The organism is Proteiniphilum sp. LBM24028 (assembly GCF_056629195.1).
Genome location: NZ_CM152817.1, coordinates 604,826 through 618,811 on the forward strand (window position 1 = coordinate 604,826; position 13,986 = coordinate 618,811).

A 13,986-nucleotide genomic window follows, 5' to 3' on the forward strand; every position below is an offset into this window, starting at 1 on the left:
ATAATCTGGTCTGGTTCAAATTTACCCGGCGGGCAGAATCGATTATATCCTTTTTATGCAGGCTCCCAGGGCGTTCAGCCGCGTATCAATATGCTGGTATCCACGGTCTATCTGATCAATGTTGTGGATGGTGCTTGTTCCCTCGGCACTCATGGCAGCGATCAGCATGGAAATTCCCGCACGGATATCGGGAGAGGTCATTGTCATGCCCCGCAGGTGAAACCGGCTATCCAGACCGATCACCACGGCGCGGTGCGGGTCGCAGAGAATGATCTGTGCTCCCATGTCAATCAGTTTGTCCACGAAGAAGAGGCGGCTTTCGAACATCTTCTGATGAATCAGTACGCTGCCTTTGGCTTTCGTGGCCACCACCAGCATGACACTCAACAAGTCTGGTGTGAGTCCCGGCCACGGCGCATCGGCAATGGTGAGAATGGAGCCATCGATAAACGATTCAATGGTGTAACCCTCCTGTCGGGGTACGTAGAGGTCGTCGTCCCGTTGTTCCACGATGATGCCCAGTCGCCGGAAGCTCTCCGGAATGATACCCAGGTTGGCCACAGACGTCTCTTTGATGGTGATCTCCGAGCCAGTCATGGCGGCCATGCCGATGAAGCTGCCTATCTCAATCATGTCGGGAAGGAGGCGGTGTTGGCATCCCGAAAGTTTTGTGACTCCCCGTATCAGCAGCTTGTTGGATCCGATGCCATCAATTTTTGCACCCATGCGCACCAGCATCCGGCTGAGTTGTTCCACGTAAGGCTCGCAGGCCGCATTGTAGATGATGGTCTCACCCTGTGCCAGTACGGCGGCCATCAGCAGGTTGGCGGTGCCGGTCACGGAAGCTTCGTCGAGGAGAATGTAGGTTCCTTTCAGTTGCCTGGCGGAGAGAGTAAAGAGGTTTCGTTGTTCGTCATAGATCATCTGGGCGCCCAGCTTCATGATACCGTTGAAATGGGTGTCGAGCCGCCGACGACCAATCTTGTCGCCTCCTGGTTTGGGAACGACAGCTTCACCGAAACGTGCCAGAAGAGGCCCTATCAGCATGATGGAGCCACGCAATGCCGCGCTCTTCCGCATGAAATCATCCGACTGGGTGTAATCACGATCGATCTCTTCCGCTTTGAATGAATAACGCTTTTCATCCAGTTTTTTTACCGTGACCCCCATCTCCCCAAGGAGGGTGATCAGGTTGTTCACATCGAGGATGTCGGGAACATTGTCGATAATTACCTCTTCCTGTGTGAGCAACGTGGCACAGATTATCTGCAGCGCTTCGTTTTTCGCTCCCTGTGGGGTGATGTTTCCCTGAAGGCTGTGTCCGCCTTCGATGATGAATGATGACATAGTTTCCAGATTAAAATATCCACACTTCCGGCTCAAGCAGGATGCCGAACTGTTTTTTTACTTCCTGTTGAATCTCTTCCATGAAACCGGCGATCTCCTGTCCGCTCGCGGTCCCATAATTAACAATGATCAGTGCATGGCGCTCATAGGTACCCACCATGCCTTTTCGTTTCCCCTTATACCCGGCCTTTTCGATCAGATATGCGGCCGATGTTTTAAAACCGTCGTCTCCCACGTTGTAGACCGGTGCATCAGGCAATATTTTCTGCAGTGCTTCCTTTTCATCCGTTGTCAACACGGGGTTTTTGAAGAAACTGCCCGCGTTGGGAAGGAGGTTGAAGTCGGGAAGCTTGCGGGTGCGTATGCGAATAATGGCATCGCGTACCTGCGAGATCGAGGGAGCGGCAACGCCTTCCAGTTCCCGACTCAAGTCGACATATTTTTCTTTGTAGACAAATGTCTTGCTGAGCCGGAACACCACCGAGGTGATTACGTAGTGGCCGGTACGCTTGAAGATACTGTCGCGATATCCGAAAGCGCACTCTTCATTGGTAAACTCATGGTATTCGCCTGAGCAGATATTCACCGCCTTAACCCGGATAATCGTATCTTTCACCTCCGTTCCATAGGCTCCGATATTCTGTATGGGACTTGCTCCCACGGAACTTGGTATCAGGGAAAGGTTTTCCAGTCCTGCATAACCGCGTGAAACACTGTACCCGACAAGCTGATCCCACTCTTCGGCGGCCCCCGCTTCAATTTCTACATATTCCTCGTTTTCGGCCACCGTTGTGATTCCCTCCATCCCCGGCTTGATCACCACGCCATCAAAATCGCGGGTGAAAAACAGATTGAACCCCCCCCCCAGAACCAGCTTCCGTTCATTGGAAAAGAGTTTGATTGCGTCTGAAAGCTCTTCTGCCGTTTGTGGTTCGCAGAATATCCGGGCCGACGCCCTGGTACGGAAAGAGTTATATGGTTGCAGTTGTACGTTATATCTGATGGTCATTACGAAAAAATAACATTTAAGATCCTTTGTAAATAAGAAATACCGCCGGCTTCTTATGCATATCCGGCAGCTTGCCCTTCCATGCCTTCACACTACGTGTGACGATATATTCATCGTCACAGGAAATGTTCATGGCGATGCAAAGGCGGGTTTGCGGTTTGCAGTGCAGCAGTATCTCTCCGGCCAGCTTTTGGTTCCTGTAGGGTGTCTCGATAAAAAGCTGGGTCTGGTCTTCATTGTAAGCCCGTGATTCCAGTTGTTTCAATCTTTTGACACGTTCGTTTGCCTCAATGGGGAGATAACCCTGAAAGGCGAAGCTCTGTCCGTTGAATCCGGAAGCCATGATCGCCATCAGTATGGAAGAGGGCCCTACCAATGGCACCACCCTGTATCCTTCCTGCTGTGCAAGGGTCACCACATCGGCACCCGGATCGGCTACGGCGGGACAACCTGCCTCGGAGATCACGCCCACGCTCTCTCCCGTTTTCATGGCGACGAGAAAATTTGCTATTCCCTTTGTATCCGTATGCTGATTCAACTCGTAAAAGGTGATCGCATCGATCTCGATATCCGGATTGCATTTCTTCAGAAAACGGCGCGCCGACCGGATATTCTCTACGATGAAATACTTCAGTCCGGAGATAACTGTCGTGTTGAACGAAGGAAGAACCCTTTCGATAGGCGTGTCACCCAAGGTGACAGGAATTAAATAGAGTACCGGATCCTTCATGTCTGTTGCGAACCTTTTTCTTACAAAAATAGGTAAAATAGACCAAAGCAGCTTCTTTTTTTACCGGAATTAAAAAAGGTGACCCCAAAAGTTTTTTGACTTTTGGGGTCACCTTATGCATAAGTAGCTTCGTTATAAGATAAGGAGCGAAGTCCAGGTATGGCAGGAGGATTGTCTATTTACCCCTGGTGGTGGCAATCACTCCCCTGAAATAACCGATCGATTCAGCAATACCCTGGAGCGGATCTTTCATGTTGCGTTCGTGTTCGAGGCTGCACATGCCCGTATAACCTACTTCACGGAGCATCTTCACGAAAGCCGGGAAATCGATGATGCCGCGACCGATTTCTACGGAATAGCCCGCTTTGGATGCACCTGTCACATCTTTGATGTGAACGTCAAATACACGGCTGTGATATTTCTTCAGATCTTTCACCGGATCTTTGCCGTTGCGTGTGTCATGGCCCACATCGAGGCACATGCCAATGCGCCGGTCAAGATCCTTCACATTGTTCCATACATCGTCGGCATCGGGAAAGAGAGCCATATCGGGACCGTGGAGGTGGATCGCATAATGCATGTCATACTCCTTCACTTTTTTATCTACATAGGGTAGCAATTCATAATTGGGAATTCCCACAATCAATTTTACACCTACTTTTTTTGCATATGCAAAAGCATCGTCAATCTCCTTTTCTGAACGCATGTATATGGGACCCACGGCGTAGCCGGTTACTCCTTTCGCGGCAAGCTTGGCCTGAAAGTCGGCAATCTCTTTTTCGCTGCTGTTCAGCGGAAGGTGAAAATCCTTGATGCAAAGATTCTTCACATCACATTTTTGCATCATCTCCAGTGTTTGATCCAGATCGAAGTGTCGGAATGAATAACCAGCCATGCCTACATTGAATTTTTCTGCCGTTTCCGGTGCGGGTTGCGGATCAGGCCGTTCCTGCGACCAGATCGACAGGGAGACGAATAATCCCGTGATAAGGAGTAATTTCTTCATGATTTTGAAATATTTTTGTATATGTGTTCGAGCACAAAGATAGTTGTTTTTTTGAAATGCAGAATCCTTTTAACTTTGCAATTTAAAGTGCATAGTAATGAATTTACCTGTTGATTTTATTAGTTCCATTCGTGCACGCCTTGGGGGGGAGACGGACCTATTTCTCTCTGCACTGGCGGAAGATCCTCCCGTGAGCATTCGTCTGAATCCGTTTAAAAGACATCGCAATCCCATGACGCTCGGTTGCCCGGTGGAGCAGGTTCCATGGTCTGAAGTGGGTTATTATCTGGCTGAGCGGCCTTCCTTCACCTTCGACCCATTGTTCCATGCTGGATACTATTATGTGCAGGAGGCTTCTTCCATGTTTGTTGAGTATGTGGTAAGAGAGTTGATTCCCAAGCCGGTTATCTGTCTTGATCTTTGTGCAGCCCCCGGCGGGAAGTCGGTCGGCCTTCTTTCCGCACTGCCTGAAGGGAGTCTGCTCGTGAGCAACGAAATTGTCCGCCAGCGGGCGAATATATTGTCGGAGACCCTGATCAAGTTCGGCCATTCCAATTCTGTGGTAACACAGAACCGAGTGAAGGATTTTGCTGCTTTTCCCGGTTTGTTCGACCTGATCCTTGTGGATGCTCCCTGTTCGGGTGAAGGCATGTTCCGCAAGGATGAGGTAGCCATGCAGGAGTGGTCGCCACAGAATGTGGCGATGTGTGTTGCCCGGCAAAGGGATATTCTGGACGACGTGTGGCCGGCGCTCAGGCCGGGTGGATTACTGCTCTACAGCACCTGCACCTACAACAGGGATGAAAATGAAGAAAACGCTCGCTGGGCGGCGAGCAAATTGGGTGCCATCTTCACAAAGGTGGAGATTGGTGCAGACTGGAACATTACGCCATCCTGTTCCGGCGAAACCGGCGGCTATCATTTTTATCCGCACAAGGTCAAGGGTGAAGGGTTTTTCGTCACGGTTTTGAGAAAACCGGAAGTGGAATTATCCGGAGCCGGTTTTCATGCTAAAAAAAACAGAAAACAAACCACTGTTTTCATCAAAAATCCCGTTGAATATTCAGGACTGATTAGAAATCCTGAATTGTTTCATTTTATGGAATCCGGTGATCGTATTATTGCATTGCCGAAAGTGTATGCTGAAACCATCGTTTTATTTATGAATAACCTAAACTCTATTTCTGCGGGCATAGAACTGGGGGTAAGAAAAGGAAGAGATTTCATCCCCTCTCATGCACTGGCCATGAGTATCGCCTTGAACAGGGAGGCATTCTTCAACCATGAAGTGACCTATGAACAGGCCATCGCCTACCTGCGAAAGGTATCCATCAACCTTCCCGGCACACCCCGTGGAATGGTGCTTCTTACCTGGCAAAACGAACCACTCGGTTTTGTAAAGAATGTTGGTAACCGGGCAAATAATCTCTATCCTAATGAATGGCGTATCCGCAGCGGTTATTTGCCGGAGGAACGGCCGGAGATTCTTTCTCCGCGATCTTTTTCTTCCGGTTGCTGATTCACAATCATGAGGTCGGGGGATCATACCCTCCCATCTCGCTACTTGAAAATAAAGCAGTTTTTCCTCTTTCCGGAATATCATTGGAAAAGGCGTAAATAGGGTCTGTCTATTTTTGGCTCTTTTTGGAAAAGATATTCTTGTTCCTGAACATGCAACCTGACTCAATCAGGTATGGCATAATTTTACAAACCCAAGAAGATTGTGCTTTTTAAGGTTCTACTAAATAACTTGTCCAGCGAGTGAAAGAGAAACTATTATTCTGTTAATAATAGCCTATAGAAACATTCAATAGGAGTAAAAAAGAGGGTAAAACATTGTGATACCCTCTTTCTCTTCACCATTTTATGCTATGGGGCGATTGAAGAAATATTAAGTGTCAGTTTTTTACCGTTTAAGATACAACTAATATTAATGTCGCACGCATAATGAAAAGTAGGTGGATCACCAAGACTGTAGCTTGATCTGCCAGCATTTCCAGCGTCATCAAAACCTACCCTTTTAATCCACCCATTTATTGAAGTACCGACAGTTTGCCATTCAGTAGTATTATACATTACCTTAGCACTGGACGAGTAATCAAAATTCACATTATAAGGCTCCCATTGGAGGCTTCTCTGGCAATTCTTGCTATTACAGAATGAGGGACATTACTGACTGCATCAAATATGTATTGGTTTCCTGCTATACTTTGATCATAATCGTCTATTAAATTAACAAATAATGGCGAATAATGACTGGTTGATCCCATTGTCCATAATTGTCTTCCTTGACCGGTTGGATCAAGTGCCGGAAATGGCTTTGCATAACCTAAAAAGAAATAATATCTTTCGCCTAAATACCAACCAGCATAAGAACCGTAAGATTCTGCAATTAGATCGTGAACAGTTCGATAATTATCATACCCACCTCTTGTTCCAAAATGAGTCAAATGTCCTAATTCATGTAAGACAGTTCCTATTTGATAATTAGATTTTGCGCATTATTATTATATATCGTTATATATGCAGGTGAACTCTTTGAAAAAGTAAACATTCCATTGGCACTATTTGCATTACTTGATGCTCGTATTCTAATTCCATCACTGTTTGAATAATTTAACATGTTTGATTTATTGACAAAATTGCGCTATATTTACATTGAATTTCGATCCTATAATTGTTTTATTTGAAGATATGCTTACACACAACTTGCTCACAAAAATAACAAATAAGTGAAATACTTTACAACCATTCACCCAAAGTAGCATCTCACATCAAAATCTACATACGATGCCTTCATCACAACCTCGTCAACTACTCCACTACCTGTTCGTTACCCTTGCGGTCGTTGTCGCCCTCTTGTCACTGCTGCTGTCGAGCAAGCTGGTCGGAGAAATGGCGGAGGAAGAGCGTCGAAAGATGGAGATATGGGCCATGGCAACCGTGTCGATGGTTGCCGATGAGGAGGCGGACATGAATTTGGTGTTGAAAATTTTGCAAAGTAACACAACCATTCCCGTGATTCTCCATGATGAAAAGAGCGGGGAGATGTTGACGCACAACATCAGGCTGCCTGATACACATCAGGATGTTTATCTGCGCAAGAAAATGGCACAGTTTGGCAGCCATCATGACCCCATTGTGCTGAAAGCATCGGATCAATTGCTTTATTATGATGACTCGTATACCTTGAAGCAACTGCAGGTGTATCCCTATTTCCAACTGTTGGTAATCACCTTTTTTATCGGTCTTGCTTTCTTCGCATTAAACCGGACACAGCGGGCTGAGCAGCATCGGGTATGGGTGGGTTTGTCGAAGGAAACCGCTCATCAACTTGGAACACCTATCTCCTCACTGACGGCTTGGATAGAATATATGAAGCTGAAAGAGGTAGATCGGCAGTTGCTGACAGAAATAGAGAAAGATATATCCCGGTTGCGGATGATTGCGGAGCGATTCTCGAAGATCGGTTCCATACCGGATATGCAGCCGACAGATTTGCGAGATGTGATAACCGGCACGCTGAGATATCTCGAAAAACGCCTGTCGACAAAAATCTCCTTCTCTCTGCTGCTGCCGGATCATCCTGTGATTATTTCACTGAATAAACCACTTATGGGATGGGTGATTGAAAATCTTGCAAAAAATGCGGTGGACGCCATGAACGGGGAAGGTGTGGTCACCATCTCCCTGGCAGAGAGAGGCAGACATATTTTGTTGGATGTATCAGACACCGGAAAGGGAATTCCCAAGTCGAAATTCAAAAGAATCTTTTCTCCCGGCTATACCACAAAAGAGAGAGGGTGGGGACTGGGTCTGTCACTGGTTAAGCGAATTGTGGAAGTTATTCACGGGTGGAAAATCGGTGTGTTGACATCGGAACCGGGAAAAGAGACCACTTTTAGAATTGTGTTTAAAAAGCACTGAAAAACCTGGTTTCCATATTTCGGGCATCGGCATATTTTACAAGCAATCGGGCTGCGTAGGCTGCCGCTTCCTGCAGCCCGTCCCTGCCTGAATAACCGTTAATAATTATTAGCAGATGCGACGTATCTGCCGTTATTTTTGTCCGTTCTTCATCGCTCGTAGGGGTACCGATACCACCCGCAGCATCCCTGTAAACGGGCAATCCTTCAATATTCAGCAAACCTCTTCCTATCGCTTCAAATCTCTCGCCTGCCTTACCCACTCCCAACCTCAGGTTACGCACAATTTTACCGGCGTCGAATCCGCCGATGGAATAACCCGTTTTCAGGGAAACCAGATTGATCAGGTCAACGAGTGTATTGATCCGGTACAGCTCTTGCCCTTTCAAGATTCTTCGACACAAGGCTTCAGCGGAAGGGCGGTATCTGTTGGGATCTTTTCCCAGTTTTTTATAAACCTCACGGGTGGCATAAATTGCGGGACGTTTATTGATATCTTCCATTTTGTACGTATCGGAAAACAGGGTGCAAAACGCATGGATCTCCTGCCATAAACCCTCATTATAAGAACTGTTTTTTACATTACACGTAATTGCTGCCATATGAAATTCCGGGCACACTGCATATATATCGTTGCCTATCGTGATATTTCTCTGCTCAATATCCCGTTCAGTTCGGTCTTGTTCAATCATTCCCCAAAGATATAAAATCTCAAGCAGAAGACAGGAAAATCGTTATAAACGAATGAATATTTGAAAAATAAGCTTCGATTAATTTGTGGGACTCTATTTCAATTGCTATATTTGCCTGAATTTTTGTTTTCGCGCGATTGTTTCATTTTTTCACCAGGTATGTGGGACCTGCGAAAAACGTGTTCCATCGTTGAAAAATAGAAGAGAGGCCGTTTCATATGTCCGACGAAAATAATAAGCTGCTGGTCGATTTGGAGGTTCGTATCAAACAGGTCATGTTTTTATGCGATTCGCTGAAGGATGAAAATGAGCGCTTAAAAGCGGAGATACGTTCACGACAAAAGCAAATTGATGAAACGGTGAAAGATTTGCAGCAATTGAAAACAAGATACGATGGTTTAAAAATAGCCAGGACCATTACAGCGGCAACAGTTGACGTGGAAACAGCGAAATTAAAACTATCAAAACTGGTGCGGGAAGTAGATAAGTGCATAAATTTATTAAAATGAGATTTAAAAAATTTATGTGATGGGTGATGAAAAATTTTTATTAACACTAGAGGTTGCCGGCAGGAAGTATCCGTTGAAAATCAAAAAGTCAGATGAACAGGCCTTCCGTGATGCTGCCAAAAAGATAAATACGAAAATAAACCAATACCGTGTTGCCTACGGGGGGGAAAACTCCCGGATGACGACACAGGATTTTGTGGCTATGACCGCCATACAGGCATTGGCTGAGAATTTTTCTCTCGGTGATAAGAATAATACAAAACCCTTTGAAGATAAGATCGATTTTCTTATCAGCGAATTGGATAATTATCTGAAAAAATAGTCTGTGCTTTTAAGAATCAGGAGTACGGATAGACGCACCTTTTGGCACATAATGGTTATGTGACTGACTGTGTGCGATTTTTTTTGACAGGCTATGAGTAACAGAAGAGATAACCTTCTTCCGGGATAAATGAAATTTCGGCAGGAGCATATAAATCAATTTTAAATTAAACAATATGGAAATAGTGATAGGAATTATCGGTTTGGTTATCGGGGCAGCAGTGGCCTGGTTTCTGACCGGTAAAATGGCCAATTCCCGTGCGCAGAGTATCCTGAGTGATGCGGAAAAGGATGCGGAAGTAATAAGAAAGAAGATGTTACTGGAGGCGAAAGAGGAAACGCTCGCGTTGAAGAATGAGACTGAAAAACAAGTCAACTCGCGTATATCGAAAATTCAGATGACCGAGAACAGGCTCAAACAGCGGGAGATGACGCTCAATCAAAAACAGGAAGAACTGAACAAGAGGAACACCGAGATTGATGAGGTGAGGATAAATTTGACTTCCCAGCAGGAATTTCTGGATAAGAAGTCTACCGAATTGGAACGTTTGCACAGGCAATCGGTGGAAAAACTGGAAACAATTTCCGGACTCTCTGCCGAGGAAGCCAAAGAACGTTTGGTGGAGTCTCTGAAGGATGAAGCTAAGACTGATGCACAGTCTTACATTAACGACATCATGGAAGAGGCGAAGATGACGGCCAACAAGGAGGCAAAAAGGATTGTCATTCAGTCGATACAGCGGGTAGCTACTGAGACATCCATAGAAAATGCCATCACGGTGTTCCACATCGACTCCGACGAAGTAAAAGGAAGAATCATCGGTCGTGAAGGACGAAATATCCGTGCATTGGAGGCGGCCACTGGTGTGGAGATCGTGGTAGATGATACGCCTGAAGCCATCGTTCTGTCGGGCTTTGATCCTGTTCGCAGGGAGATTGCCCGTCTTTCGTTGCACCAACTGGTGGCTGACGGACGCATTCATCCTGCCCGCATTGAAGAGGTAGTATCGAAGGTGAAGAAGCAGATTGAAGAGGAGATTATTGAAACCGGCAAACGTACGGTGATAGATTTGGGTATTCATGGTCTGCATCCCGAGCTTATCAGGATGGTAGGTAAGATGAAATACCGTTCATCGTATGGCCAAAACCTGCTACAGCATTCGCGGGAAGTTGCCAATCTTTGTGCCATTATGGCCTCGGAACTGGGATTGAATCCCAAAAAGGCAAAACGTGCAGGCCTGCTGCATGATATTGGTAAGGTGCCCGATGATGAACCTGAGCTTCCACATGCTGTGCTGGGTATGAAACTGGCAGAGAAATACAAGGAGAAACCCGATATTTGTAACGCCATCGGATCGCATCACGATGAGGTGGAGATGACTACGCTGCTGGCACCTATAGTGCAGGTGTGCGATGCTATTTCCGGTGCACGCCCCGGTGCACGTCGCGAAATTGTGGAGGCGTATATCAAACGGTTGAACGATCTGGAAAACCTGGCACTTTCTTATCCGGGTGTGGTGAAGACCTATGCCATTCAGGCTGGCCGTGAACTGCGTGTGATTGTGGGTGCCGATAAGATTGACGATCAGGATACAGAACGTTTGTCTGATGAAATAGCACGTAAGATACAGACGGAAATGACCTACCCTGGTCAGGTGAAGATTACGGTCATTCGGGAAACACGTGCCGTAAGTTACGCGAAGTAGGAGGGACAAAGTCTCATCCATAAAAAAAGGAGCCGCAAGCTCCTTTTTTTATGGATTTAAAACCATATTTCTGTTAAATTGAATTCTTCACAGCCCTGGTCATTTTTTTATTTTTTTCCACCAACAATTCCTCATTGGTTCCAATCACGGTTTTCAACTCCATCTGCAGGCGTTTAATTTCTTTTTCCTGGTTGTGGATGGTTGTCAGCAGGGCATTTAATTCTTCGTTATCTACAGTGTCGGGATATTGCGCTTTCACCCGGGCTATGAAATCGCTCAATACGTTCATATAGTTGTTAAACGCATCGTAGGGTGACATATAAGGACTGAACGGGCTTTGTCCGCCACTGAAATGTTTGGTCGACATATAATAAAAGTGATCACTGGTTTGCAGATAAAGCCAGTCATGTTTCAGACGCCGGTCGGTACACAATCTCACTCTTTCTCCTACCTCATAGAGCGATTTCAGTGCGCTTTGCTGCAGTTTGTTTCCAAGCCATGCGCTCACGTCACGTTCCTCATCAGACCAGGATATGGTATTTGGTACATTGATTGCCCCAATAGATTCGTGGCTTTCCAAAATCTCTCCGGGAGTACTGAAACCGATCTCTTTTTCAAAGGCAAAGCGGGGCAGTGCTTTAATAAACTCGAAGATGCCGGTATGAGAAGGCTGAATGTTGCCCAGTGTCTCATAATTCATGAAAAGATTAAATACCTTCTCTTCGGGAGATGTGGATGCGATCCAGGAAGTAAATTTCTCAGCCGTTAGCGGGTATTCATTCCAGCTGTAGTTTGAAAAGCGATAGGTAATGTCGTCACTGAAGCGGCTGTTTTTAAGTAAGAGCTTCAATTTTGGCTGGGTTGCAGCATGATATACGTAGTTGGGACTCTTCCAGCCGAGAATGTGTTTTGCTCCTTCTGTGATCATCTTCGTGTAACCCATATCATATACCATCTCGGCGATCTCATCGTTGTAGATCAGTTCCGTATTGCGTACTACAGTCGGCTTACGGCCGAACAGCACCTCAATTCTTTCGGCGTGATGCTTTACCTGATTCCGGAATTCCTCCGGGTCAAAAAGGCTCGAAAGTGAATGAGCATATGTCTCGGTCAAAAATTCTACATTCCCTGTTTTTCCCAGTTCGCGAAATCCGTCGATCACTTCCGGAGCATAGATTTCCAGCTGTTCAAGCGCTACTCCGGAGATAGAGAAGGCCACCCTGAATTTGCCCTTATATTGATTCACCAAATCGAGCAGCATCCGGTTTGCAGGTAAGAATGACCGGGCAGCAATCTGTTGCAAAATATCCTCGTTGGCGTAATCATCGAAATAATAATGATCCCTGCCAATGTTGAAGAAACGGTATCTTTTTAACCGGAACGGTTGGTGGATCTGGAAATAAAAGCAAATTGTCTTCATCACGTAATCTTATTTTGTTATTTTTTAATCTCGTATTCTGGATTGGGTGATTCTATTTTCCACCTATAAGGCTGTCATAAATTTTACGAACCTTCAGGCCTGCGTCTTCCCACCTGATGTTGTCTACCTCAATCTTTCCCTCCTGTTTCAGATATTCCGCCATGGCAGGGTATGTACAAATCGAATAAATGGCGTCGGCCATTGCATCTACATCCCAAAAATCGGTCTTGATGACATTGTTCAGTATTTCCGAGCAACCCGACTGGTAGGAAATGATGCTCGGCACATTGCACTGCATTGCCTCCAGCGGAGATATACCAAACGGTTCCGATACGGAAGGCATCACATATACATCGCTCGATTTGAGCATTTCATATACCTGTTTGCCGCGGAGGAAACCTGTAAAATGAAACTTATGGGCAATGCCCCGCTCTGCTACAAGACGGATCATCTGATCCATCATGTCGCCGCTTCCGGCCATCACAAAGCGGATGTGGTCCGTTTTCCGAATAACCTGGGTGGCTGCATCCACAAAAAACTCGGGTCCTTTCTGCATAGTAATCCTTCCCAGGAAGGTCACCACCTTCTCCTGTACACCCGATATCCTTTCAATGGCTTCAATATCCGGACTGAGCGGTTCCACTGCGTTATGTACCGTTGTCACCTTCCAGTATGGCTGGTGATAATTTTCAATCACCGTACGGCGGGTGAGATCACTCACACAGATGATATGATCACAGTTGTCCATTCCGTCTTTTTCAATATTGTATACGATGGGATTGGGTTTTCCCCGGCTTCGGTCGAACTCCGTGGCATGCACATGAATAACCATCGGCTTGCCGGAAACACTCTTTGCATGTAGTCCGGCCGGATAGGTGAGCCAGTCGTGGGCGTGGATCACATCAAATTCGTAGGTTCGAGCAATCACTCCGGCTACGATGGAATAGTTATTGGTCTCTTCCAGAATATTATTGGGATACCGGCCTGAAAACTCGATACAGCCCAGGTCGTTTGTGTTCATGTAACTGAAGTCGGCATAAATGTTGTCGCGACGCCAGTAGTACTCACGTGGATCCATGAACTTCTCCAGCCTTGCCCTGACCATCTCCCAGGGGACATCACGCCATACAACAGGCGTGTAGTTGGCGCCGATTATTTTGGTAAATGTCTGGTCTTCATCTCCCCATGGTTTGGGTATCACGAAGATCGTCTCCATATCAGGCTGCTTAGCCATTCCCCTGGTTAGTCCATAACTTGCCGTTCCGAGTCCTCCAAGAATATGTGGGGGAAATTCCCAGCCAAACATTAATACCTTCATGT

General features: G+C 46.2%; 13 protein-coding genes. 5 read left to right on the forward strand and 8 right to left on the reverse strand.

The window, feature by feature from the left end; translation table 11 throughout:
- Positions 1-42: 42 nt before the first annotated feature.
- The 4 genes from murA to AC1HCU_RS02295 all read right to left on the reverse strand — a co-directional run bounded on the left by murA (position 43) and on the right by AC1HCU_RS02295 (position 4,092).
- A complete protein-coding gene (gene murA, locus AC1HCU_RS02280) occupies positions 43-1,347 on the reverse strand; it encodes a UDP-N-acetylglucosamine 1-carboxyvinyltransferase (RefSeq protein ID WP_480368533.1) in 1,305 nt (434 codons plus the stop codon).
- A gap of 10 nt (positions 1,348-1,357) precedes the next feature.
- A complete protein-coding gene (gene murB / locus AC1HCU_RS02285; RefSeq protein WP_480368536.1) occupies positions 1,358-2,356 on the reverse strand; it encodes a UDP-N-acetylmuramate dehydrogenase in 999 nt (332 codons plus the stop codon).
- Positions 2,357-2,372: 16 nt separating this feature from the next.
- A complete protein-coding gene (locus AC1HCU_RS02290) occupies positions 2,373-3,086 on the reverse strand; it encodes an SAM-dependent methyltransferase (protein WP_480368538.1) in 714 nt (237 codons plus the stop codon).
- Between the two features lie 175 nt (positions 3,087-3,261).
- Positions 3,262-4,092: a sugar phosphate isomerase/epimerase family protein gene (locus AC1HCU_RS02295; RefSeq protein ID WP_480368541.1), complete on the reverse strand. Its 831-nt coding sequence runs from the start codon at positions 4,090-4,092 to the stop codon at positions 3,262-3,264.
- Between the two features lie 97 nt (positions 4,093-4,189).
- Here AC1HCU_RS02295 and AC1HCU_RS02300 point away from each other — a divergent pair, with 97 nt between their 5' ends.
- A complete protein-coding gene (locus tag AC1HCU_RS02300; protein WP_480368543.1) occupies positions 4,190-5,611 on the forward strand; it encodes a methyltransferase RsmF C-terminal domain-like protein in 1,422 nt (473 codons plus the stop codon).
- Positions 5,612-6,197: 586 nt separating this feature from the next.
- On the opposite strand, the gene AC1HCU_RS02305 is transcribed toward AC1HCU_RS02300, so the two are convergent.
- Positions 6,198-6,542, reverse strand: a complete 345-nt coding sequence (locus AC1HCU_RS02305) for a hypothetical protein (RefSeq protein ID WP_480368546.1) — start codon at positions 6,540-6,542, stop codon at positions 6,198-6,200.
- A gap of 340 nt (positions 6,543-6,882) precedes the next feature.
- Between AC1HCU_RS02305 and AC1HCU_RS02310 the strand changes: the two genes are divergently transcribed.
- Positions 6,883-8,019, forward strand: a complete 1,137-nt coding sequence (locus AC1HCU_RS02310) for a sensor histidine kinase (RefSeq protein ID WP_480368548.1) — start codon at positions 6,883-6,885, stop codon at positions 8,017-8,019.
- On the opposite strand, the gene AC1HCU_RS02315 is transcribed toward AC1HCU_RS02310, so the two are convergent.
- Positions 8,006-8,710 (reverse strand): B3/B4 domain-containing protein, encoded by a 705-nt coding sequence (locus tag AC1HCU_RS02315; RefSeq protein ID WP_480368550.1) that lies wholly within the window; start codon positions 8,708-8,710, stop codon positions 8,006-8,008. The genes AC1HCU_RS02310 and AC1HCU_RS02315 overlap by 14 nt on opposite strands.
- Before the next feature lie 218 nt (positions 8,711-8,928).
- On the opposite strand from AC1HCU_RS02315, the gene AC1HCU_RS02320 reads away from it, so the two are divergent.
- From AC1HCU_RS02320 to rny, 3 genes are all read left to right on the forward strand, one after another.
- Positions 8,929-9,219, forward strand: a complete 291-nt coding sequence (locus AC1HCU_RS02320) for a hypothetical protein (protein ID WP_480368552.1) — start codon at positions 8,929-8,931, stop codon at positions 9,217-9,219.
- A gap of 19 nt (positions 9,220-9,238) precedes the next feature.
- Positions 9,239-9,541 (forward strand): cell division protein ZapA, encoded by a 303-nt coding sequence (locus tag AC1HCU_RS02325; protein ID WP_480368555.1) that lies wholly within the window; start codon positions 9,239-9,241, stop codon positions 9,539-9,541.
- 175 nt (positions 9,542-9,716) lie between these two features.
- Complete coding sequence (gene rny, locus AC1HCU_RS02330) at positions 9,717-11,246, forward strand: ribonuclease Y (protein WP_480368557.1); 1,530 nt, start codon at positions 9,717-9,719, stop codon at positions 11,244-11,246.
- A gap of 73 nt (positions 11,247-11,319) precedes the next feature.
- Here rny and AC1HCU_RS02335 read toward each other — a convergent pair whose 3' ends face one another.
- Entirely contained in the window at positions 11,320-12,666 is a 1,347-nt protein-coding gene (locus AC1HCU_RS02335) for a glycoside hydrolase family 57 protein (protein WP_480368560.1), read from the reverse strand.
- A gap of 52 nt (positions 12,667-12,718) precedes the next feature.
- The gene (locus tag AC1HCU_RS02340; protein ID WP_480368563.1) at positions 12,719-13,984 is read right to left on the reverse strand and encodes a glycosyltransferase family 4 protein; all 1,266 of its coding nucleotides are present in this window, start codon (positions 13,982-13,984) and stop codon (positions 12,719-12,721) included.
- Positions 13,985-13,986 lie beyond the last annotated feature (2 nt).

Bases quoted from the DNA above. Each gene is read 5' to 3' on its own strand.
- murA (WP_480368533.1), bottom strand. From the start codon at position 1,347: ATGTCATCATTCATCATCGAAGGCGGACACAGCCTTCAGGGAAACATC.
- AC1HCU_RS02325 (WP_480368555.1), top strand. From the start codon at position 9,239: ATGGGTGATGAAAAATTTTTATTAACACTAGAGGTTGCCGGCAGGAAG.
- AC1HCU_RS02335 (WP_480368560.1), bottom strand. From the start codon at position 12,666: ATGAAGACAATTTGCTTTTATTTCCAGATCCACCAACCGTTCCGGTTA.
- rny (WP_480368557.1), top strand. From the start codon at position 9,717: ATGGAAATAGTGATAGGAATTATCGGTTTGGTTATCGGGGCAGCAGTG.
- AC1HCU_RS02320 (WP_480368552.1), top strand. From the start codon at position 8,929: ATGTCCGACGAAAATAATAAGCTGCTGGTCGATTTGGAGGTTCGTATC.
- AC1HCU_RS02315 (WP_480368550.1), bottom strand. From the start codon at position 8,710: ATGATTGAACAAGACCGAACTGAACGGGATATTGAGCAGAGAAATATC.
- AC1HCU_RS02340 (WP_480368563.1), bottom strand. From the start codon at position 13,984: ATGAAGGTATTAATGTTTGGCTGGGAATTTCCCCCACATATTCTTGGA.
- AC1HCU_RS02295 (WP_480368541.1), bottom strand. From the start codon at position 4,092: ATGAAGAAATTACTCCTTATCACGGGATTATTCGTCTCCCTGTCGATC.
- murB (WP_480368536.1), bottom strand. From the start codon at position 2,356: ATGACCATCAGATATAACGTACAACTGCAACCATATAACTCTTTCCGT.
- AC1HCU_RS02290 (WP_480368538.1), bottom strand. From the start codon at position 3,086: ATGAAGGATCCGGTACTCTATTTAATTCCTGTCACCTTGGGTGACACG.
- AC1HCU_RS02310 (WP_480368548.1), top strand. From the start codon at position 6,883: ATGCCTTCATCACAACCTCGTCAACTACTCCACTACCTGTTCGTTACC.
- AC1HCU_RS02300 (WP_480368543.1), top strand. From the start codon at position 4,190: ATGAATTTACCTGTTGATTTTATTAGTTCCATTCGTGCACGCCTTGGG.